This is a genomic window from Streptomyces sp. NPDC096040, assembly GCF_040303265.1.
Taxonomy (GTDB): domain Bacteria; phylum Actinomycetota; class Actinomycetes; order Streptomycetales; family Streptomycetaceae; genus Streptomyces.
Map to the genome: position 1 here is coordinate 1 of NZ_JBEOTA010000058.1, position 19,045 is coordinate 19,045.

Here is a 19,045-nt window from a genome sequence, read left to right on the forward strand (position 1 = left end):
AAGCAGTGAAAAGTGTCAGAAAATCAAACAAAAGAACCTCAACGTGATACCCCATATCACCCAGGATCTCCAAGCCAATACGTCGACTGTTAAACGCCCTGGAAGGTGGCCGCCATCAACACCATCACCAGGCTGTAGACGGCCGCCGCGGTGTGCGAGGACGCGTCCTCGCGGAGGTACTCGGCGAGCATCGCCGTCGGCCAGGGCACCGCGGCCACCACCATCAGCACCAGCAGGTTCAGGAACATCAGCGTTCGGTCGACCCGGGCGACATAACTGAACACCTGGTGATGGTTGACCCACATGATCCCGATGACCAGGAAGCTCACCGCGTAGGCGGCGTACGACGGCCACTGTTCGCCCACCGCCCTCCAGAGACTGCCGTGTTCACCGACCTTGGGTACCTTGATGTCCAGAATGAGAAGGGTGACCGCGATCGCGAAGACGCCGTCACTGAAGGCCTCCAGGCGGCCTGACTCGTTCATGACGCACTCCCCCGTCGACTCACAGTGACTTCCTACCGGCACCCGACGGCATTCCCAAGTTGCCGCGCCAGTCTCAACTGCCTTTGACAGTCCCCGTAGTACGTCGAGGACGTGTACTACGACGCGATGGTCGTGCACGCCCCCGGCACGGACGCCGTCAGTTTCGGCGGCGTCCGCAGCCGGGCCCGCAAGCACGCGGCCAGGTGGAAGGTGTGCGGGGACAGTTACGAGATCGACTGAGGCGGCGCGAGCGGTACGGCCCCCAGGGCGCCAGCGGTTTCGGTGGCTTCGGGGGCCGTGTCCTTCGTCTCCGCGGGCCGCCGGCCGAGGTGGTTGAAGACGAGATTGAGCACTACGGCCGCCACACAGCCCGTCGAGATGCCCGAGTCCAGGACGATCCGGGCGGTCTCCGGGAAGGCGTGGTAGAAGTCCGGCGCGGTGATCGGGACGATGCCGACGGCGAGGGACACGGCGACGATCAGGACGTTCTCGTCCTTCTCCAGGCCGGCCCTGACCAGGGTCTGGATGCCGCTGGCCGCAACCGAGCCGAAGAGAACCACGCCCGCTCCGCCCAGCACCGGGCGGGGTACCACGGCGATCAGCGAGGCGGCCGTCGGGCACAGGCCCATCAGCACCAGGAAGCCGCCGCCGACCGCAACCACGAACCGGCTGCGGATCCGGGTCATCGCGACCAGGCCGATGTTCTGGGCGAAGGCGCTGCACATGAACCCGTTGAAGAGCGGGCTGATCGCCGAGCCGAGGGTGTCGGCGCGCAGCCCGGCCGCGATCGTCCGTTCGTCGGCGGGGCGTTCGACGATCTCGCCCAGCGCCAGCATGTCCGCGGTCGACTCGGTCATCGAGACCACCATCACCACACACATGGAGAGGATCGCGGCGATGTGGAACTGCGGGGCGCCGAAGTGGAAGGGGGTCGGGAAGCCGATGACGTCCGCGTCCGCGACCGGGCCGAAGTCCGTGACGCCGAAGGGCAGGGCGATGACCGTGCCGGCGACCAGGCCGATCAGCACGGCGATCTGTTTGACGAAGCCCCGGGTGAATCGGCGCAGGAGCAGCACCATGAGGAGGGTTGCGGCGGCCAGGCCCAGGTACTTGGCCGAACCGTAGTCGTGCGCCGCCGGATCGGGCCCCTGCGCCCAGCCGAAGGCCACCGGGAGCAGCGAGACGCCGATGAGGGTGATGACCGTACCGGTGACGACGGGCGGGAAGAAGCGGACCGCCTTGCTGAAGAAGGGGGCGGCGAGGAAGCCGAGGAGGCCGGCGACGATCACCGCGCCGAAGATGACCGGCAGGGCGTCGGACTTGTCGTGGGTGGAGGCGGCGATCGCGGTCATCGGGGCGACCCCGGCGAAGGTGACGCCGTTGACGAAGGGCAGCCGGGCGCCGATCTTCCAGACACCGAGGGTCTGGAGGAAGGTGGCGAGCCCCGCGGTGAACAGGCAGGCGCCGGTGAGGAAGGTCAGTTCGGTGCCGGACAGGCCGATGGCCGCGCCGACGATCAGGGGTGGGGCGACGACTCCGGCGTACATGGCGGCCACGTGCTGAAGGCCCGTGGTGGCCATTTTCAGGGGCGGGAGTTTCTCGTCGACAGGGTGCGAGGACACGGCGGCTCTCCTCCGGTCGGGTACGCGTCGGCTCTGACGCGGGTTTCAGGGAGGTGGTGCGTGTTGGTCGTGCGGGACCGAGGGGGGACGGTGACCGTTCCTGGGCGCGCGCAGGAAAGCACGCGCCCAGGAGACGGCCGCCATGGACCCCACTCGGGTCCACGGCTGCCGGCCGGGAGCCGTCCCTCCCAGCCGGAGCTCAGATGCCGTACCTCAAGTGCCGTACGGAAAACGGAAGTTACTGTGCGGCGATGTGCGCCAGTCGCTGGGCCTCGGCCCGCGTGGAGCGGGCGATCGCGTCCTCGTCGACGTGCAGCAGGCGGTTGTCCTCGACGATCTGACGGCCGTTCACGAAGGAGGCCGTGACCGGGGCCGCCGCGCCGAAGACCAGGGCGGTCACCGGGTCGGCGATGGAGGCGTGGGCGAGGGTGTCCAGCTTCCAGAGCACCAGGTCGGCGAGCTTGCCGGGCTCCAGGGAGCCGATCTGGCTTGCCCGGCCCAGGACCTGGGCGCCGCCGTAGGTGCCCAGGCGCAGCGCCTGGCGGGCGTTGAGAGCGGCCTCCCGGTGTGCGCCGAGGCGGTTGATCAGCAGCGCGTTGCGCAGCTCGGTGTGGAGTTCGCCGGACTCGTTGGACGCCGTGCCGTCGACGCCGAGGCCGACCGGTACGCCGGCGGCGAGCATGTCGGGGACGCGGGCGATGCCGGCCGCGAGGCGGGCGTTGGACGAGGGGCAGTGGGCGACGCCGGTCTTGGTGCGGGCGAAGGCGGCGATGTCGGAGTCGTTCATATGGACGCAGTGCGCCATCCACACGTCCTCGCCGAGCCAACCGGTGGACTCGAAGTAGTCGGTGGGGCCCATGCCGAACAGTTCCTTGCAGAACTGCTCCTCCTCGACGGTCTCCGAGCCGTGGGTGTGCAGGCGTACTCCGAGGCGGCGGGCCAACTCGGCACCTTGACGTAGGAGTTCGGTGGAGACGGAGAACGGCGAGCAGGGGGCGACGGCCACCTGGGTCATTGCGTCGAAGGAGGGGTCGTGGTGCTCCTTGACGGTCGCCTCGGTGGCGGCGAGGGCGCCTTCGAGGGTCTCGACGGCGAAGTCCGGGGGCAGTCCGCCGTCCTTCTCGCTGCGGTCCATGGAGCCGCGGGCGAGGGTGAAGCGGACGCCCGTCTCACGGGCCGCGCGGATGATCGCGCCGGAGAGGTCGCCGGAGTCCTTCGGGTAGACGTAGTGGTGGTCCATCGCGGTGGTGACACCGCCGCGGGCCATCATCGCGAGCGAGCCCTGGGCGGCCGCGTACACCATCGGCTCGTCGATGCGCGCCCAGGTCGGGTACAGGGCGACCAGCCAGTTGAAGAGGTTGTGGTCGGTGGCCAGGCCGCGGGTGATCCACTGGTAGTAGTGGTGGTGGGTGTTGACCAGGCCGGGGGTCACCAGGTGGCCGGTGGCGTCGATACGGCGTACGACGTTCTCCAGGCCCTCGGGGGCGTTGCCCGCGCCGAGCGACTCGATGCGGTTGCCGGCGATGACGACGTAACCGTGGGTGTACTCGGTGTCGTGGGCGTCGACGGTCGCGATCGAACAGTTCTCGATGACGGTGCGCTGGTCTGCTGCCATGATTCGTCCTTTTCGCTCAGTGGACTTGTGGTGAGGGCACGGCAGGACCCCGGGGATTTGAGTACCGCGGCCGGATCGCAGGGCGTCACCGGCCGCGGGTGCCGAGAATGTGGAGAGGATCAGAGGTTGGTGAGGTCCACCGGGATCTTCGCCTCGCAGCCGTCCCGGAGGACGGTCGCCTCGATCAGGCCGTAGGGCCGGTCGGCGGCGTAGTACACCTCGTTGTCGTTCTTGAGTCCGAACGGCTCCAGGTCGACGAGGAAGTGGTGCTTGTTGGGCAGCGAGAAGCGGACCTCGTCGATCTCGCCGCGGTTGTTGATGATGCGCGAGCCCATCTGGTACAGCGTCTGCTGGAGCGAGAGGGAGTACGTCTCGGCGAAGGCCTGGAGCATGTGCTTCCTGGTCTGCTCGTAGGACTTCTCCCAGTGGGGCATCTTCTGCTCGTCGTCGGTCCAGTTGAACCGCCAGCGGGCCGAGACCTGGGTGGCCAGGATGCGGTCGTAGGCCTCGGGGAGCGTCGTGTACTTGTCCTTGACGTAGCCCCAGAACTCGGAGTTGGTCGAGTTCATCACGACGAGGTCCTTGAGGCCGGAGATGACCTCCCACGACGAGCCGTCGTAGGTGATCTGGGTCAGCCGGGTCTCCTGGCCCTTCCTGACGAAGGAGTGCTTGACCTCGTCCGCGCCGATGAACCTGGAGTTGGCGTCGGAGGCCTCGATCCGCTCCCAGCCGTACTCCTCGATCCGGATCCGGGCCGTCTTGATCGGCTCCTGGCTGGTCACGAAGTGCCGGGCCAGATGGATACCGAACTGCTCGGCCGACTCGATGCCGTGCTCCTTGGCGAACGCGAACACCGTGTTCTTGGTGGTGTCGGTCGGCAGCACGTTGGCGTTGGAGCCGGAGTAGTGGACCTCGTCCATGTCGCCGGAGAGGGCGACCGACACGTTCAGGTCCTTGATGTGGTGGGTGGCACCGTCCCGCGTGATCTTTACGACCCGGTTCTCGGCCTTGCCGTACTGGTTCTGTCCCAGGATGGTGGGCATTTAGCTAGCTCCCTCGGTAAACGGAGTAGCCGAACGGGTTGAGCAGCAGCGGTACGTGATAGTGCTCTCCGGGTACGACGGCGAAAGTGATCGCCACCTCCGGGAAAAACGCACCGCTGTCCCGATTCGCGGGGGCGTCCTGCTGCGCATCGGCTTGCTTCTTCTCGAAATACGGCTCCACGGCGAAGTCGAGCCGTACGTGTGTGGTGCCCTCCGGCAGCGCCGGGAGGTCCTTGCACCGGCCGTCCGCGTCGGTCGCGCTGCCGCCGAGCGGCTGCCAGTTCGCGTCACGGCCCTGGCGGGCGGACAGCTGGACGGCGACGCCCTCGGCGGGGCGGCCGAGCGAGGTGTCCAGGATGTGGGTGGACACGGAGGCGGTGATGCTGGTGCTCATGCTGTCAGGCGTCCTCTTCGACGAGCCGGGCGAGCCGGATGCGGTTGATCTTGCCCAGTTCGGTGCGGACGATCTCCCGCTCCTGCTCGGGCGCGTTGCCGATCCGCTCCTTGACCGCGTCGCGCATCTCCTCGCCGCTGCGGCCGGTGGCACAGATCAGGAAGACATGGCCGAACCTCTCCTGGTACGCCAGGTTGAGTTCGAGCATCTCCGCCTTGAGGCCTTCGGCGGCGCCGGCCATGCCGGACTGCTCGCGGGCCGAGGTCGGGTCGCCCGGCTCGGGGCGGCCGATCGGCGGGTGTCCGGCCATGGCCTCCGCCAGGTCCGCCGGGCTCAGCTCGGCCATGGCGGTGTCGCTGGCGGAGTAGAGGGCCTCGGGGGTGGCGTAGGGGCGGCCGGCGAGCAGGCGCCGGGCCCAGGCGGTGGAGGCACACGCCTCGTGGAGGGCGGCGAAGGCCGCGTGCTCCTCCAGAACATTGAACCGGGCCAGACCCGGGGGCGTGGGAGTCGACGTCACGGGAGCCTCCGTGGCCGTAAGCGGCCTTCGTGCTGAACGGGCTGCCGTTAGCTAACGCCCTCCGGAACCCGAGGTCAACACTTTGTTGAAAATTCCGCGTAACAACCCCCGCCCGGAGTCCTCCGGTCAGCTCTCCTTGTCGCGGTTGAGGTAGTTGTAGACGGTGAAGCGGCTCACACCGAGTGCGCCCGCCACGGTCTCCACACCGTGCCGTACGGAGAAGGCGCCCCGGGCCTCGAGTATGCGCACGACCTCCTGCTTCGACTTGCGGTCGAGGTCGGCCAGCGGCTTGCCCTGCTTGCGCTCCATGGCGGCCAGGATGTGGTCGAGGGAGTCGGCGAGCTGCGGCAGCCGTACGGCGACCACGTCGACGCCCTCCCAGGCAAGCACGACATCGTCGGGGCCGGCCTCGTCGGTCGGGAGCATCTCCCCGCCCATGGCGTCGACCAGCGGCTTCACGGCCGTGATGAAGGGCTCGTCCGCGTTTCCGGTCACTTGTCGCCGCCCTCCCCCACCACGTTGACCTGGAGCGAGATCCGGGTGGCCCCGGCCTCCAGGGTCCTGCGCAGCAGCGCGTCCACGGCGGTGAGCACGGCGTCGGCGCCGCCCTCCGCCGTGTTCCCGAACGGCCCGACGTCCACCGCGTCCAGCTGCGCACCCTCGATGACCGCACGGGCGACCAGCGCGTGCGCGGGTGCCTCGTCGAGATCGAATGGCTCGGTGGTGAACTCCACTCTCAATCGCATTGCGCCCCCAGAAAACGCGTCCCTGACCTGCGCTTCGGCCGACCGCTGCACAGCCGCGATACACCCCGGGCCAGTCAATTCCACCGCGACGGAGCCGCTGCGTCCGCCACGAGGCGACCCTAGCCGACCGGGGCACCCCTCCGCCCGGCACGGGACCAAGCCGCCCGCGCAGCGCCATGGCCCGTCCACAACTGATCGAGATCCGGGGCGACGCCGACCGTCCCCCCCTCCTTGACGAGGCTTGGCCGGGACCAGTATCGCGATACAGCGTCACCACCTCGGACGCGGACAGCGACCGCGTCACCTCCTCCTCCGCGCCCAGCCACCAGGTGTTCGTCTCCCACTCCACCCGGCGGTCGGCCGGCTACGGCTCGGTACCCCTCGGGGCGGCCTCCCGGCTCAGCCGTTCTTGCGCAGGAAGCTCCGCAGCCGTCGCTCCGGCCAGGTGTTGATCACGTCGTCCCTGGTGAGCCAGCCGCGCTGGGCGGTGCCGATGCCGTAGCGCATGGCGGCCAGGTGGGGGACGGCGTGGGCGTCGCTGTTCACGGCGAACTTCACGCCGTGCCGGCGGGCCCGCAGGATGTCCTCGTCGCACAGGTCCAGGCGGTCCGGGTGGGCGTTGATCTCCAGGGCCGTACCGGTGCGGGCGCAGGCGGCGAAGACCGCGTCGAGGTCGGCGTCGATGCCGGGCCGCTTGCCGATGAGGCGCGTGGTGGGGTGGCCGATGATGTTGACGTACGGGTTCTCGCAGGCCCGCACGAGACGGTGGGTCAGCGCGTCGCGCCCCTGGTTGAAGTGCGAGTGCACGGACGCCACGCACAGGTCGAACCCGGCGAGGAAGTCGTCCGGCCAGTCCACCTCTCCCTCGGGGCCGATGTTCAGCTCGGTGCCGTGCAGCAGCCGCAGCCCGCCGCGCCGGCCCCGGGTGGGGTAGGTGCCGTCGAGTTCGCGCACCCGCTCCCGCTGGGCCAGCATCCGCTCGTCGGTCATGCGCTGCATGGCCAGGTCCGGGGCGTGGTCGGTGATCGCGTAGTAGGCGTATCCGCGCCGGGCGGCCGCTTCCACCATCTCCTCCAGCGGGGCGAGCCCGTCGGTGAGATCGGTGTGGGTGTGCAGGTCACCGCGGAGGTCGGCCTCGGTGACCAGCTCCGGCAGCTCGTCGCGCAACCCCGCCTCGATCTCGCCGCGGTCCTCGCGCAGGGCTGGTGGGATCCAGGGCAGGCCGAGGCGGGCGTACACCTCCTCCTCGGTCTCGGAGACGATCTTCTCGCCGCTCTCGACGTCGAAGAGCCCGTACTCGGAGAGCTTGAGCTTCTGGTGCACGGCCCGTTCGCGGGTGCGGATGTTGTGGGCCTTGGAGCCGGTGAAGTACTGCAGCGCCGCGCCCCAGGAGTCCGGTGGTACGACCCGCAGGTCGACGTTGAGGCCTTTGCTGGTGCGGACGGAGGTCTTGGTCTCGCCCTGCCCGATGACCTCGGTGACGTACGACAGCTCGGTGAACGCCCGCATGATCGGCGCCGACTTCTTCGCCGCGACGAGGATGTCGATGTCGCCGGCCGTCTCGCGGAACCGGCGCAGTGACCCGGCGTAGGTGCACTTCTCGCAGCCGGTCACCGCGGACAGCGCGCCGACGATGCCCTCCGCCAGGTCCGTGGCCACGTCGAGCTGCACCCGGCCCCCGGCCGACTGGAGCAGTTCGATGCCGTGGAGGATGTTCTCCTCGGTCTTCGGCCCGAAGCCCTTGAGATCGCGCAGCCGCTCCTGGTGGATGGCTTCGGCCAGTTCGTCGACCGAGGAGATGCCCAGCTCCTCGTAGACGGCCATCGCCTTCTTCGGGCCGAGGGTGGGGATGGCGGTCAGTCGCCGTACCCCGGCGGGGATCTTCGCCCGCAGCTCCTCCACGGCGGACACGCTGCCCTTGTCGAAGAACTCCAGGACCTTCTGGGCGATCGACTTCCCCACGTTCGGGATCTCCTGGAGCCCCTTGAGGTCGAGGGTCGCGACATCGGCGTGGTGACCGCCGACCGCTCGGGCGGCCTTCTCGTAGACCCGCGCCTTGAAGGCGTCTCCGCCGGTGATCGAGATCAGGTCCGCGTACTCCTGGAGCAGCGCGGCGACCTCGTCGTTGGACCGTGCCATGCCTTCAGGGTAGGGCGCGGGTTTTGCGCGGGCGCTCTTGACAGCTCTCACCGGTCACAGGCAGTCTTCCATTAAGCAGAAACGAACTTCCACATTACGGAAATACCAGCGGAAGGGAGCGCCGACCCTCATGGGATTCGCAGAGCAGCGCTTCAACGTCAACCTGTCGATCCTCTTCACGGAACTCCCGCTCCTGGAGCGCCCCGCGGCCGCCGCCGCGGCCGGCTTCGGCGCGGTCGAGCTGTGGTGGCCCTGGGTCGACTCCCCCACCCCCGAGCGGTCCGAGCTCGACGCGCTGAAGAAGGCGACCGAGGACGCGGGCGTCCGGCTGACGGGCCTGAACCTCTACGCCGGGCAGCTGCCCGGCCCCGACCGGGGCGCCCTGTCGATCCCGGGCGCGGAGTCCGAGAAGTTCCGCGCCAACATCGACGTGGCGGCCGGCTTCGCGCAGTCGCTCGGCTGCACCGCGCTCAACGCGCTCTACGGCAACCGGGTCGAGGGCGTGGACCCGGCCGAGCAGGACGCGCTGGCCCTGGAGAACCTGGTGCTCGCGGCCCGCGCGGCCGACCGGATCGGCGCGGTGCTCCTGATCGAGACCCTCAACCGGCCCGAGTCGCCGCGGTACCCCCTGGTGAGCGCACCGGCCGGCGTCGGCGTCGTCGACAAGGTCAACGACGCCACCGGACTCGGCAACGCACGCTTCCTCATGGACCTCTACCACCTGTCCATGAACGGCGAGGACCTGCCGTCGGTGATCGACCGGTACGCCTCGAAGACCGGCCACGTGCAGATCGCCGACAACCCGGGCCGCGGTGCTCCGGGCACGGGTTCGCTCCCCCTGGAGGAGCTGCTCGACCAGCTGGGGAAGGCCGGTTACGACGGCTGGGTCGGCCTGGAGTACAAGCCGGGCGACCGCCCGAGCGCCGAGGCCTTCGAGTGGCTCCCGCGCGAAGCGCGCGCCGCCCGCTGAACCCCCCGACTTCGCAGAACAGTCTTCGCAGAGCAGTTGAGAGAGGCACCCCCATCATGAGCACCCTTCCCCCCTCCTCCCACCCGACCCGCCCGGCGATCGCGTGGATCGGCCTCGGCATCATGGGCTCGCCCATGTCCGAGAACCTGATCAAGGCGGGTTACGAGGTCACCGGCTACACCCTGGAGCAGGAGAAGCTGGACCGTCTGGCCGCCGCCGGAGGCACGGCCGCCCCCTCGATCGCCGAGGCCGTGCGCGACGCCGACGTGGTCATCACGATGGTGCCCGCGTCGCCGCATGTCGAGGCCATCGCCTACGGCCCGGACGGCATCCTGGAGAACGCCAGGCAGGGCTCCCTCCTGATCGACATGTCCTCGATCACCCCGCAGACCTCCATCGACCTGGCCGCCGCTGCCAGGGACAAGGGCATCCGGGTCCTCGACGCCCCCGTCTCCGGCGGTGAGGCAGGCGCGATCGAGGCCGTACTGTCGATCATGGTCGGCGGCGATCAGGCCGACTTCGACCAGGCCAAGCCGATCTTCGAGGCGCTGGGCAAGACCGTCGTGCTGTGCGGTCCGCACGGCTCCGGCCAGACCGTGAAGGCCGCCAACCAGCTGATCGTCGCCGTGAACATCCAGGCGTGCGCGGAGGCCGTGGTCTTCCTGGAGAAGTCCGGCGTGGACCTGACGGCCGCGCTGGACGTGCTGGGCGGCGGCCTGGCCGGTTCGACCGTACTGGCGCGGAAGAAGGACAACTTCCTGAACCGCGACTTCAAGCCGGGCTTCCGGATCGACCTGCACCACAAGGACATGGGCATCGTGACCGACGCGGCCCGCAATGTCGGCGCGGCCCTGCCGGTCGGTGCCGTGGTGGCCCAGCTGGTCGCCTCCCTGCGCGCGCAGGGCGACGGCGGCCTGGACCACTCCGCGCTGCTGCGCGCGGTCGAGCGCCTTTCCGGCGCCCAGGTCTGAGCCGCACCCCATGACTTCCGGGCGGTGCCGGCGCTGACAACTGTCCTGTCGCGCCCAGGCGCCGGCGCCGCCCGGAAACCAATTCAACAAACTGTTGACGCCCCAGCCGACCCGATCCTAGGCTCCACAAAGCGGAAATGAATTTCCGCTGACACTCGCACGGAAGGTCCACGATGTCGAAGCGCGTGCTCACTACCGAGTCCGGCGCCCCGGTCGCCGACAACCAGAACTCCGCCTCCGCCGGCGTCGGCGGCCCGCTCCTCCTCCAGGACCAGCACCTGCTCGAGAAGCTCGCGCGCTTCAACCGCGAGCGGATCCCGGAGCGCGTGGTGCACGCCCGTGGCAGCGGCGCGTACGGCTACTTCGAGGTGACCGACGACGTCACCGGCTTCACCCGCGCCGACTTCCTGAGCACGGTCGGCAGGCGCACCGAGGTCTTCCTGCGTTTCTCGACGGTCGCCGACTCCCTCGGCGGCGCCGACGCCGTACGCGACCCGCGCGGCTTCGCCGTCAAGTTCTATACCGAAGAGGGCAATTACGACCTCGTCGGGAACAACACCCCGGTGTTCTTCATCAAGGACCCGATCAAGTTCCCCGACTTCATCCACTCGCAGAAGCGCGACCCCTTCACGGGTCGTCAGGAGCCGGACAGCGTCTGGGACTTCTGGGCGCACGCCCCCGAGGCCACGCACCAGGTGACCTGGCTGATGGGCGACCGCGGCATCCCGGCGTCGTACCGCCATATGAACGGCTACGGCTCGCACACCTACCAGTGGACGAACGCCGAGGGCGCGGCCTTCTTCGTCAAGTACCACTTCAAGACCAACCAGGGCGTGCGCAGCCTGAGCGCCGAGCAGGCGGCGGAACTCGCGGGCAAGGACCCCAACTCGCACCAGACGGACCTGCTCCAGGCCATCGAGCGGGGCGTCAACCCGTCCTGGACCCTCCACGTCCAGATCATGCCGGCGGCCGAGGCGGCGGACTACCGCTTCAACCCCTTCGACCTCACCAAGGTCTGGCCGCACCGGGACTACCCGCTCCAGCGGGTGGGCCGCCTGGTCCTGGACCGCAACCCGGACAACGTCTTCGCCGAGGTCGAGCAGGCCGCGTTCTCCCCGAACAACTTCGTGCCGGGCATCGGACCCTCCCCCGACAAGATGCTCCAGGGCCGCCTGTTCGCCTACGCGGACGCGCACCGCTACCGCCTGGGCGTCAACCACACCCTGCTGGCCGTCAACGCCCCGAAGGCGACGACCGCGCAGAACTACGGCCGCGACGGCCTCATGGCCGCCAACCCGCAGGGCCGGCACGCCAAGAACTACGAGCCCAACTCGTACGACGGCCCGGTGGAGACCGGCCGTCCGCTGTCCGCCCCCCTGGCCGTCACCGGTCACACGGGCACCCACGAGGCCCCGCTGCACACCAAGGACGACGACTTCTACCAGGCGGGCGAGCTGTACCGGCTGATGTCCCAGGAGGAGAGGCAGCGCCTGGTCGCGAACATCGCCGGCGGCCTCTCGCAGGTCTCCCGCGACGACGTGATCGAGAAGAACCTGGCCCACTTCCACGCCGCCGACCCCGAGTACGGCAAGCGCGTGGAGGAGGCGGTCCGCGCCCTGCGCGAGGACTGACACAGACGGCCCGCGCACAACCGGACGGCCCGGATGAGGGGTGGCCGGCCGGAGGTGCGCGGGCGTGGCAAGGACCGTGGCGGCGTGCGAGCCAGTGCGGTGGTGAAGGAACCGAGCGCCCTTCTCGACCAGAGGGAAGCGCGCCCCGGCTCCATCGCACCGGCCGCGGTCCCAGCCGTTCAAGGCCCCGTCCGGCGGCGCGAACGACCTGTCGCGCCCAGCCTCGCGCCGTCGGACGGCCACAGCCGAAGAAGCCTCACCGAGCACCGGAGCGCCGGATGCGGAACCGTCCGCATCCGGCGCTCCGGCGTGCGCATCTGCCGCTCCGGCGTGCGGTCGCGCCCCCGCCGCAGCACGCTGAAGGCATGACAGCACACCCACCGACGGAGTTCCCCCACATCGTCGTGCACGCCCCCGCCCTGGACGGCTCCCGGCGGGTCACCGAGGGGGACGTGACCCTGGGGATCGCCTCGCATCTCGACGACGTGGTCGAGATCCTGCGGATGGCCGATCTGGACCGGATCGAGGTCGAGGAGAGCGACCTCATCGAGTGGCAGGGCGGCGGGCCGGACGACTGGCCCGGGCTCGCCGAGCATCCCGAAAGCCCCTGAACCCGGGTGAAGCGGACGGCCAATCCTCAAATGAAGCTCTGAATATCGTTCAGGACGCTTCAACCGCGCCGGCCGGTGGGCATATTCACTCCACACGGAGCCCGTCGGCACGGGGGCGGCGGGCCCCGTGTCACCCACAGCGCGAAGCGGGCGGCCCATCCCTCAGGATGGACCGCCCGCGTTGTTGTGCGCAGGTCGCTGTGGACCGGTTGTCGTGGCCCTGTTGTTGTGCCCGGCTCAGACCTTCAGGGTCCGGATCGACGTCGGCGCGTGGCCCGGCTCGGTCGCGATCTCCTCGAACTCCACCACGTTGCCGATGTCGTTCGTCGTCGACATCGAGATGTTGGTGACCCGCTCCAGGATCGCCTCGACCACCACCGGCACCTGGTGCTCCTGCGCCAGCTTCTTGGCCCGCTCGAAGGCCGCGCCCAGCTCGTTCGGGTCGGTCACCCGGATCGCCTTGCAGCCCAGGCCCTCGGCGACCTTGACGTGGTCGACGCCGTAGACACCCAGCTCGGGCGAGTTGATGTTCTCGAACTCCAGGTTGACCTGGAAGTCGATGTCGAAGGCCCGCTGCGCCTGGCGGATCAGGCCCAGGTAGGAGTTGTTGACGAGGACGTGGACGTACGGGATCTTGTGCTGCGCGCCGACCGCCAGCTCCTCCAGCATGAACTGGAAGTCGTAGTCGCCGGAGAGGGCGACCACGGAGGCCTCCGGGTCGGCCTTGGCCACACCCAGCGCGGCCGGGATCGTCCAGCCGAGGGGGCCCGCCTGACCGCAGTTGATCCAGTGCCGCGGCCTGAAGACGTGCAGCATCTGGGCGCCGGCGATCTGCGAGAGACCGATCGTGGAGACGTACCGGGTCTCCGGGCCGAAGGCCTTGTTCATCTCCTCGTAGACGCGCTGCGGCTTGATCGGGATGTCGTCGAAGTGCGTACGGCGCTGGAGGGTCGCCTTCTTCTCCTGCGCGGCCGCCGCCCAGGCGGAGCGGTCGGGGAGCCTGCCCGCCGCCTTCAACTCCCTTGTCACCTCGACGAAGAGCTCCAGCGCGGCCTTGGCGTCGGAGGCGATGCCGTAGTCGGGGGCGAAGATCTTGCCGATCTGGGTCGGCTCGATGTCGACGTGGACGAACTTCCGGCCGGCCGTGTAGACGTCCAGCTTGCCGGTGTGGCGGTTGGCCCAGCGGTTGCCGATGCCGAGGACGAAGTCGGACTCCAGGAAGGTCGCGTTGCCGTAGCGGTGCGAGGTCTGCAGGCCGACCATGCCGGCGTTCAGCTCGTGGTCGTCGGGGAGCACGCCCCAGCCCATGAGAGTGGGGACGACCGGGGTTCCGGTCAACTCCGCGAACTCCACCAGTAGTTCGGCGGCGTCCGCGTTGATCACTCCGCCGCCCGCGACGATCAGCGGCCGCTCGGCGGCGTTCAGCAGACCGATCGCCTTCTCGATCTGGGCGCGGGTCGCGGCCGGCTTGTAGACCGGCAGCGGCTCGTAGGTCTCCGGGTCGAACTCGATCTCGGTGAGCTGGACGTCGATCGGCAGGTCGATCAGGACCGGGCCCGGACGGCCGGAGCGCATCAGGTGGAAGGCCTGCTGGAAGACGCCGGGGACCTGGGCCGCCTCCAGCACCGTGACCGCCATCTTCGTCACCGGCTTGGCGATCGAGGCGATGTCGACGGCCTGGAAGTCCTCCTTGTGGATCACCGCGGTCGGCGCCTGGCCGGTGATGCAGAGGATCGGGATGGAGTCGCCGGTGGCCGAGTACAGCCCGGTGATCATGTCGGTGCCGGCCGGACCGGACGTGCCGACGCAGACGCCGATGTTGCCGGGGTGGGTCCGGGTGTAGCCCTCGGCCATGTGCGAGGCGCCCTCGACATGGCGGGCGAGGGTGTGGTTGATGCCTCCGGAGGCCTTGAGCGCCGCGTAGAACGGGTTGATCGCCGCGCCCGGCACCCCGAACGCGGCGCTGACGCCCTCGCGCTTGAGGATCTCAACTGCCGCACGGGCAGCGGTCATTCGAGCCATCGAGTACTCCTGCTTCGGCTGTCGGATGCCTGCTCCCGTCGCGCCCCGCGGTGAGCACGTCTCCAGATCTGGAATCTTCCACTCACTTCCGCGTGGAATCTTCAGGACTTCCACATTGCGGAAATTAACTTCTACTATCTGGAATCAGCGTAGGTGGGTGGACGAACGTCGTCAAGAGAGGGACAACCAGGCCCCGGCAGGAGCACCATGGGACGGCTGAACCGACGCGACGCCTGGGGTGGGGCCATGTCCGAGAGCGTGCCGGTGCGCTGTCCGGCCTGTCGGCGCGAGCACGTCTACACCGCGCCTGCGTACCCCTGCGCCTGCGGTGCCCCGGTCACCCCGTCCCTCGACGGCACGGCCGCGCCGACGCCGGTGGCGCACCGCGCCTGGGACGAGGACTGGGTGACGGTGAGCTGCGGCTCCTGCGGCCGCCGGGACCAGTGGCCGCAGCCGGAGCTGGGCTGCCCGTGCGGGGCGGTGCTGCGCGTCCCGGTCGCCGGAACCGACTCCGCGCCCGCGCCGGGTCCCGAGCCGCGGCCGCCCTTCCAGCCGGTCACGATCCGTACCGCCCGGGACGTGGTGACCGCCGCCGCGCTCTATCTGCGGTGGCTCGGCTACCGGGACATCCGCCGCGCCGACCAGCGGCCGCCGTCCGGCATCGGCCTGGCCGCACGCGGTCTGGTCGCCCAGGTGGACCCGACCGTGCGGCCGGCCTCGCTGCGGGACGTGGAGTGCCTGTGGCTGACGGCGATGACGGAGGACTCCGGCTGCGTCTACTTCTCGCTCGCCGGATACGCCGACGACGCCCGCGACCGTGCCGACGCGCTCGGCATCCCGCTCTTCGTCCTGGACCTCACGGGCACCCCGCAGCCGGTCAACGAGCTCGCGGACGACCTGAACGCGTCGGGCGCCGTCTGAGTCCGACGGCGCCCGCACGAGGGGGCATCAGCCCCCGTAGGTCTCCCGCAGTTCGATCTTGCGCACCTTCCCCGACACCGTCATCGGGAAGGTCTCCACGATCTGGATCCGGCTCGGCACCTTGTAGTGGGCCAGCCGACCCGCGCAGAAGGCGCGCAGCTCCTCCAGGGTGAGCGGTTCGGCCGGGTCGTGCGGGATGACGCAGGCCAGGACCTCCTCGCCGTACCGCTCGTGCGGCACCCCGACCACCTGGACGTCACGGATCTTGGGGTGGGCGTACAGGAACTCCTCGATCTCGCGCGGGTAGACGTTCTCCCCGCCCCGGATGATCATGTCCTTGATCCGGCCGACGATCTCGACGTATCCGTCGTCGCGCATCATCGCCAGATCGCCGGTGTGCATCCAGCGCCCCGGGTCGACGGCCTCCGCCGTCTTCTCCGGCTCGTTCCAGTAGCCGAGCATCACGCTGTAGCCGCGGGTGCACAACTCGCCTGATGTGCCGCGCGGTTGGGTGACCCCGGTGGCCGGGTCGATGACCTTGACCTCCAGGTGCGGGAGCACTCGGCCGACCGTGCCGGTGCGGTGTTCCAGGTCGTCGTCGACGCGGGTCTGGAGGGACACCGGGCTCGTCTCGGTCATGCCGTAGCAGATGGAGACCTCCGCCATGTGCATCTCGGCGACCACCCGTTTCATCACCTCGACCGGGCAGGGCGAGCCCGCCATGATGCCGGTGCGCAGCGTGGAGAGGTCGTACGACGCGAAGCCGGGCAGGTTCAGCTCCGCGATGAACATGGTCGGGACGCCGTACAGCGAGGTGCAGCGCTCCCGCTGGACCGCGTCGAGGGTGGCCTCGGGGTCGAAGGACGGGGCCGGGATCACTATGCACGCGCCGTGCGAGGTGGCGGCCAGGTTGCCCATCACCATGCCGAAGCAGTGGTAGAAGGGCACCGGGACGCAGATCCGGTCCTGCTCGGTGTAGGAGACCAACTCACCGACGAAGTACCCGTTGTTGAGGATGTTGTGGTGGGAGAGCGTGGCGCCCTTCGGGAAGCCGGTGGTGCCCGAGGTGTACTGGATGTTGATGGGGTCGTCGCAGGACAGGGGCTCGTACGACACCTCGGGGGTGTCACGTCCCAGCAGCGTCTCCCAGCTCGGGTCCCCGAAGTACACGACCTCGCGCAACTCCGCACACCCGCCCCGCACTTCCTCCACCATCGCCCGGTAGTCGCTGCCCTTGTGCCGCAGCGAGGCGAACAGCACGGAGATCCCCGCCTGCTTGAGGACGTAATCGACCTCGTGAGTGCGGTAGGCCGGGTTGATGTTCACCATGATCGCTCCGATGCGGGCGGTGGCGTACTGCACCAGCACCCACTCGGGGCAGTTGACCGCCCAGACGCCCACCCGGTCGCCCTTGACGACCCCGCTCGCCAGCAGCGCCCGCGCCAACCGGTCCACGTCCGCGCCGAATTCGGCGTACGTCCAGCGCCGCCCCGACGGTACGTCGATGAGCGCCTCCCGGTCCGGCCACGCCGCGACGGCCCGGTCCAGGTTGGCGCCGACGGTGTCACCGAGCAGCACGGTCCCGCTCGTGCCGTGTGCGTACGAGGTGCTCACCGGAAGTCCTCCTCACGGTACTCGTCCGCCGACCCCGCCGCCGTGGCCTCGCGCAGCTCGATCCGGCGGATCTTGCCGGAGACGGTCTTGGGCAGCGCCCCGAACTCCAGCCTGCGGATCCGCTTGTACGGCGCCAGGACCTGACGCGCGTGCTCGAACAGCATCTTCGCGGTGTCCGGACCCGGCTCCCAGCCCGCCGCAAGGACGATGTACGCCTTGGGCACCGCGAGCCGCAGCTCGTCCGGCGCCGGGACGACGGCCGCCTCGGCCACCGACTCGTGTTCGAGGAGCGCGCTCTCCAGCTCGAACGGGCTGATCTTGTAGTCGGAGGCCTTGAACACGTCGTCCGCGCGGCCGACGTAGGTGATGTAGCCGTCCTCGTCCCGGGAGCCGATGTCACCGGTGCGGTAGTAGCCGCCGGCCATGGCCTCCGCCGTACGGTCCGGGTCCCCGTGGTACCCGGTCATCAGGCCCACCGGGTGCGCCGACAGGTCGAGGGCGATCTCGCCCTCCGTCACCCCTGGCGCGCCCGACACCGGGTCGAGCAGCTCGACCCGGTATCCCGGACTGGGGCGGCCCATCGAGCCGGTCTTCAGCGGCTGCCCGGGGCTGTTGGAGACCTGCACGGCCGTCTCCGTCTGCCCGAAGCCGTCCCGGACGGTGACGTTCCAGGCCCGCCGCACCTGCTCGATCACCTCGGGGTTGAGCGGCTCGCCGGCCGCCACGACCTCACGGGGCGGGGTGCGCAGCTGCGTCAGATCGGCCTGGATCAGCATCCGCCACACCGTCGGCGGGGCGCAGAAGGAGGTCACCCCGTGCCGGTCCATCTCGGCCATCAGCCGGGCCGCGTCGAAGCGGCCGTAGTTGTGGATGAAGACGGTCGCCTCCGCGTTCCACGGCGCGAAGAGGTTCGACCAGGCATGCTTGGCCCAGCCCGGCGAGGAGATGTTCAGGTGCACATCCCCGGGCTTGAGGCCGATCCAGTACATGGTGGACAGATGCCCGATGGGGTACGAGGTGTGGGTGTGCTCGACCAGCTTGGGCCGGGCGGTGGTGCCCGAGGTGAAGTAGAGCATCAGCGGGTCGTCGGCGAGCGTCGGCCCGTCCGGCAGGAACTCGGCGGACGCCGCGTACGCGTCCTCGTACGCCTCCCAGGCCTCCGCCGGGCCGCCCACCGCGATCCGGGTGTACGTCCCGGGCACCTCGGCGAACTTGGCGGCGTCCTCGGCGCGCGCGATCACGTGCTTCACCCGGCCCCGGTCGACGCGGTCGCGCAGATCGGCGGGGCCGAGCAGCGGGGTGGCCGGGATGACGACGGCACGCAGCTTCATCGCGGCCAGCGCGGTCTCCCAGAGCTCGGCCTGGTTGCCGAGCATGAGGAGGATGCGGTCCTCCGGCTCGACGCCCCGCGCCCGCAGATGGCCCGCGACCCGGTCGGAACGCTCGGACAGCTCGGCGAAGGACAGCTTCGTCTCGGTGCCGTCCTCCTCGACGATGTGCAGGGCGGTGCGGTCGTTGCCCTCGGCGATGACGTCGAACCAGTCGAGCGCCCAGTTGAAGTGGTCCGGACGCGGCCACACGAAGCCCTCGTAGGCGGTGGCATAGTCCGTCCGGTGTTCCAGCAGGAAGTCCCGTGCCCTGCGGAAGTCCTCCGTCGCACTCGTCATACGCGTCTCCTTCAGTACCGGACCATTGCCGGGCGGCTCTCTGGCATCGTGTAATCCGTGATGCAGGTCTCACTACC

Annotated in this window: 18 protein-coding genes; 6 read left to right on the plus strand and 12 right to left on the minus strand. The window is 69.5% G+C overall.

Annotated elements, in window-relative coordinates; genetic code table 11:
• Window positions 1–89: 89 nt before the first annotated feature.
• The gene (locus tag ABTY98_RS40265; protein ID WP_352226132.1) at window positions 90–485 is read right to left on the minus strand and encodes a TMEM175 family protein; all 396 of its coding nucleotides are present in this window, start codon (window positions 483–485) and stop codon (window positions 90–92) included.
• 111 nt (window positions 486–596) lie between these two features.
• Here ABTY98_RS40265 and ABTY98_RS40270 point away from each other — a divergent pair, with 111 nt between their 5' ends.
• Window positions 597–725, plus strand: a complete 129-nt coding sequence (locus ABTY98_RS40270) for a hypothetical protein (RefSeq protein ID WP_352226133.1) — start codon at window positions 597–599, stop codon at window positions 723–725.
• Here ABTY98_RS40270 and ABTY98_RS40275 read toward each other — a convergent pair.
• The 8 genes from ABTY98_RS40275 to polX form a co-directional block, all read right to left on the minus strand.
• Complete coding sequence (locus tag ABTY98_RS40275) at window positions 710–2,107, minus strand: nucleobase:cation symporter-2 family protein (protein ID WP_352226134.1); 1,398 nt, start codon at window positions 2,105–2,107, stop codon at window positions 710–712. The two genes, ABTY98_RS40270 and ABTY98_RS40275, sit on opposite strands and share 16 nt — an antisense overlap.
• Before the next feature lie 238 nt (window positions 2,108–2,345).
• Window positions 2,346–3,722, minus strand: a complete 1,377-nt coding sequence (locus ABTY98_RS40280; RefSeq protein WP_352226135.1) for an 8-oxoguanine deaminase — start codon at window positions 3,720–3,722, stop codon at window positions 2,346–2,348.
• Window positions 3,723–3,841: 119 nt separating this feature from the next.
• Window positions 3,842–4,765, minus strand: coding sequence for a factor-independent urate hydroxylase (gene pucL / locus ABTY98_RS40285; protein WP_352226136.1), 924 nt, complete (start codon window positions 4,763–4,765; stop codon window positions 3,842–3,844).
• Between the two features lie 4 nt (window positions 4,766–4,769).
• Window positions 4,770–5,159, minus strand: coding sequence for a hydroxyisourate hydrolase (gene uraH / locus ABTY98_RS40290; RefSeq protein WP_352226137.1), 390 nt, complete (start codon window positions 5,157–5,159; stop codon window positions 4,770–4,772).
• A 4-nt stretch (window positions 5,160–5,163) separates the two neighbouring features.
• Window positions 5,164–5,676, minus strand: coding sequence for a 2-oxo-4-hydroxy-4-carboxy-5-ureidoimidazoline decarboxylase (gene uraD, locus ABTY98_RS40295; RefSeq protein ID WP_352226138.1), 513 nt, complete (start codon window positions 5,674–5,676; stop codon window positions 5,164–5,166).
• Window positions 5,677–5,802: 126 nt separating this feature from the next.
• Complete coding sequence (locus tag ABTY98_RS40300) at window positions 5,803–6,171, minus strand: helix-turn-helix domain-containing protein (protein WP_352226140.1); 369 nt, start codon at window positions 6,169–6,171, stop codon at window positions 5,803–5,805.
• Window positions 6,168–6,422, minus strand: a complete 255-nt coding sequence (locus ABTY98_RS40305; protein ID WP_352226141.1) for a YkoF family thiamine-binding protein — start codon at window positions 6,420–6,422, stop codon at window positions 6,168–6,170. Before ABTY98_RS40305 ends, ABTY98_RS40300 begins: the two co-directional genes overlap by 4 nt.
• Before the next feature lie 399 nt (window positions 6,423–6,821).
• Window positions 6,822–8,561, minus strand: a complete 1,740-nt coding sequence (gene polX, locus ABTY98_RS40310; RefSeq protein ID WP_352226142.1) for a DNA polymerase/3'-5' exonuclease PolX — start codon at window positions 8,559–8,561, stop codon at window positions 6,822–6,824.
• 130 nt (window positions 8,562–8,691) lie between these two features.
• On the opposite strand from polX, the gene ABTY98_RS40315 reads away from it, so the two are divergent.
• The 4 genes from ABTY98_RS40315 to ABTY98_RS40330 all read left to right on the plus strand — a co-directional run bounded on the left by ABTY98_RS40315 (window position 8,692) and on the right by ABTY98_RS40330 (window position 12,744).
• Entirely contained in the window at window positions 8,692–9,531 is an 840-nt protein-coding gene (locus tag ABTY98_RS40315; RefSeq protein WP_352226143.1) for a TIM barrel protein, read from the plus strand.
• Window positions 9,532–9,587: 56 nt separating this feature from the next.
• Complete coding sequence (locus tag ABTY98_RS40320) at window positions 9,588–10,502, plus strand: 2-hydroxy-3-oxopropionate reductase (protein ID WP_352226144.1); 915 nt, start codon at window positions 9,588–9,590, stop codon at window positions 10,500–10,502.
• Window positions 10,503–10,675: 173 nt separating this feature from the next.
• Window positions 10,676–12,133: a catalase gene (locus tag ABTY98_RS40325; protein WP_352226145.1), complete on the plus strand. Its 1,458-nt coding sequence runs from the start codon at window positions 10,676–10,678 to the stop codon at window positions 12,131–12,133.
• Window positions 12,134–12,498: 365 nt separating this feature from the next.
• A complete protein-coding gene (locus tag ABTY98_RS40330; RefSeq protein WP_352226146.1) occupies window positions 12,499–12,744 on the plus strand; it encodes a hypothetical protein in 246 nt (81 codons plus the stop codon).
• A gap of 237 nt (window positions 12,745–12,981) precedes the next feature.
• On the opposite strand, the gene gcl is transcribed toward ABTY98_RS40330, so the two are convergent.
• Window positions 12,982–14,766 (minus strand): glyoxylate carboligase, encoded by a 1,785-nt coding sequence (gene gcl, locus ABTY98_RS40335; RefSeq protein WP_352226147.1) that lies wholly within the window; start codon window positions 14,764–14,766, stop codon window positions 12,982–12,984.
• Between the two features lie 207 nt (window positions 14,767–14,973).
• Here gcl and ABTY98_RS40340 point away from each other — a divergent pair, with 207 nt between their 5' ends.
• On the plus strand, window positions 14,974–15,687 hold the full coding sequence (locus ABTY98_RS40340; protein WP_352226148.1) for a hypothetical protein: 714 nt from the start codon (window positions 14,974–14,976) through the stop codon (window positions 15,685–15,687).
• A gap of 27 nt (window positions 15,688–15,714) precedes the next feature.
• Here the strand turns inward: ABTY98_RS40340 and ABTY98_RS40345 are convergent, their stop codons facing one another.
• Both ABTY98_RS40345 and ABTY98_RS40350 read right to left on the minus strand, forming a co-directional pair.
• The gene (locus ABTY98_RS40345) at window positions 15,715–17,301 is read right to left on the minus strand and encodes an AMP-binding protein (protein ID WP_352226149.1); all 1,587 of its coding nucleotides are present in this window, start codon (window positions 17,299–17,301) and stop codon (window positions 15,715–15,717) included.
• Window positions 17,298–18,968, minus strand: a complete 1,671-nt coding sequence (locus ABTY98_RS40350) for an AMP-binding protein (RefSeq protein ID WP_352226150.1) — start codon at window positions 18,966–18,968, stop codon at window positions 17,298–17,300. Before ABTY98_RS40350 ends, ABTY98_RS40345 begins: the two co-directional genes overlap by 4 nt.
• Window positions 18,969–19,045 lie beyond the last annotated feature (77 nt).

Bases quoted from the DNA above. Each gene is read 5' to 3' on its own strand.
- ABTY98_RS40265 (WP_352226132.1), bottom strand. From the start codon at position 485: ATGAACGAGTCAGGCCGCCTGGAGGCCTTCAGTGACGGCGTCTTCGCG.
- ABTY98_RS40280 (WP_352226135.1), bottom strand. From the start codon at position 3,722: ATGGCAGCAGACCAGCGCACCGTCATCGAGAACTGTTCGATCGCGACC.
- pucL (WP_352226136.1), bottom strand. From the start codon at position 4,765: ATGCCCACCATCCTGGGACAGAACCAGTACGGCAAGGCCGAGAACCGG.
- uraH (WP_352226137.1), bottom strand. From the start codon at position 5,159: ATGAGCACCAGCATCACCGCCTCCGTGTCCACCCACATCCTGGACACC.
- ABTY98_RS40305 (WP_352226141.1), bottom strand. From the start codon at position 6,422: ATGCGATTGAGAGTGGAGTTCACCACCGAGCCATTCGATCTCGACGAG.
- polX (WP_352226142.1), bottom strand. From the start codon at position 8,561: ATGGCACGGTCCAACGACGAGGTCGCCGCGCTGCTCCAGGAGTACGCG.
- ABTY98_RS40315 (WP_352226143.1), top strand. From the start codon at position 8,692: ATGGGATTCGCAGAGCAGCGCTTCAACGTCAACCTGTCGATCCTCTTC.
- ABTY98_RS40320 (WP_352226144.1), top strand. From the start codon at position 9,588: ATGAGCACCCTTCCCCCCTCCTCCCACCCGACCCGCCCGGCGATCGCG.
- ABTY98_RS40325 (WP_352226145.1), top strand. From the start codon at position 10,676: ATGTCGAAGCGCGTGCTCACTACCGAGTCCGGCGCCCCGGTCGCCGAC.
- ABTY98_RS40330 (WP_352226146.1), top strand. From the start codon at position 12,499: ATGACAGCACACCCACCGACGGAGTTCCCCCACATCGTCGTGCACGCC.
- gcl (WP_352226147.1), bottom strand. From the start codon at position 14,766: ATGGCTCGAATGACCGCTGCCCGTGCGGCAGTTGAGATCCTCAAGCGC.
- ABTY98_RS40340 (WP_352226148.1), top strand. From the start codon at position 14,974: ATGGGACGGCTGAACCGACGCGACGCCTGGGGTGGGGCCATGTCCGAG.
- ABTY98_RS40350 (WP_352226150.1), bottom strand. From the start codon at position 18,968: ATGACGAGTGCGACGGAGGACTTCCGCAGGGCACGGGACTTCCTGCTG.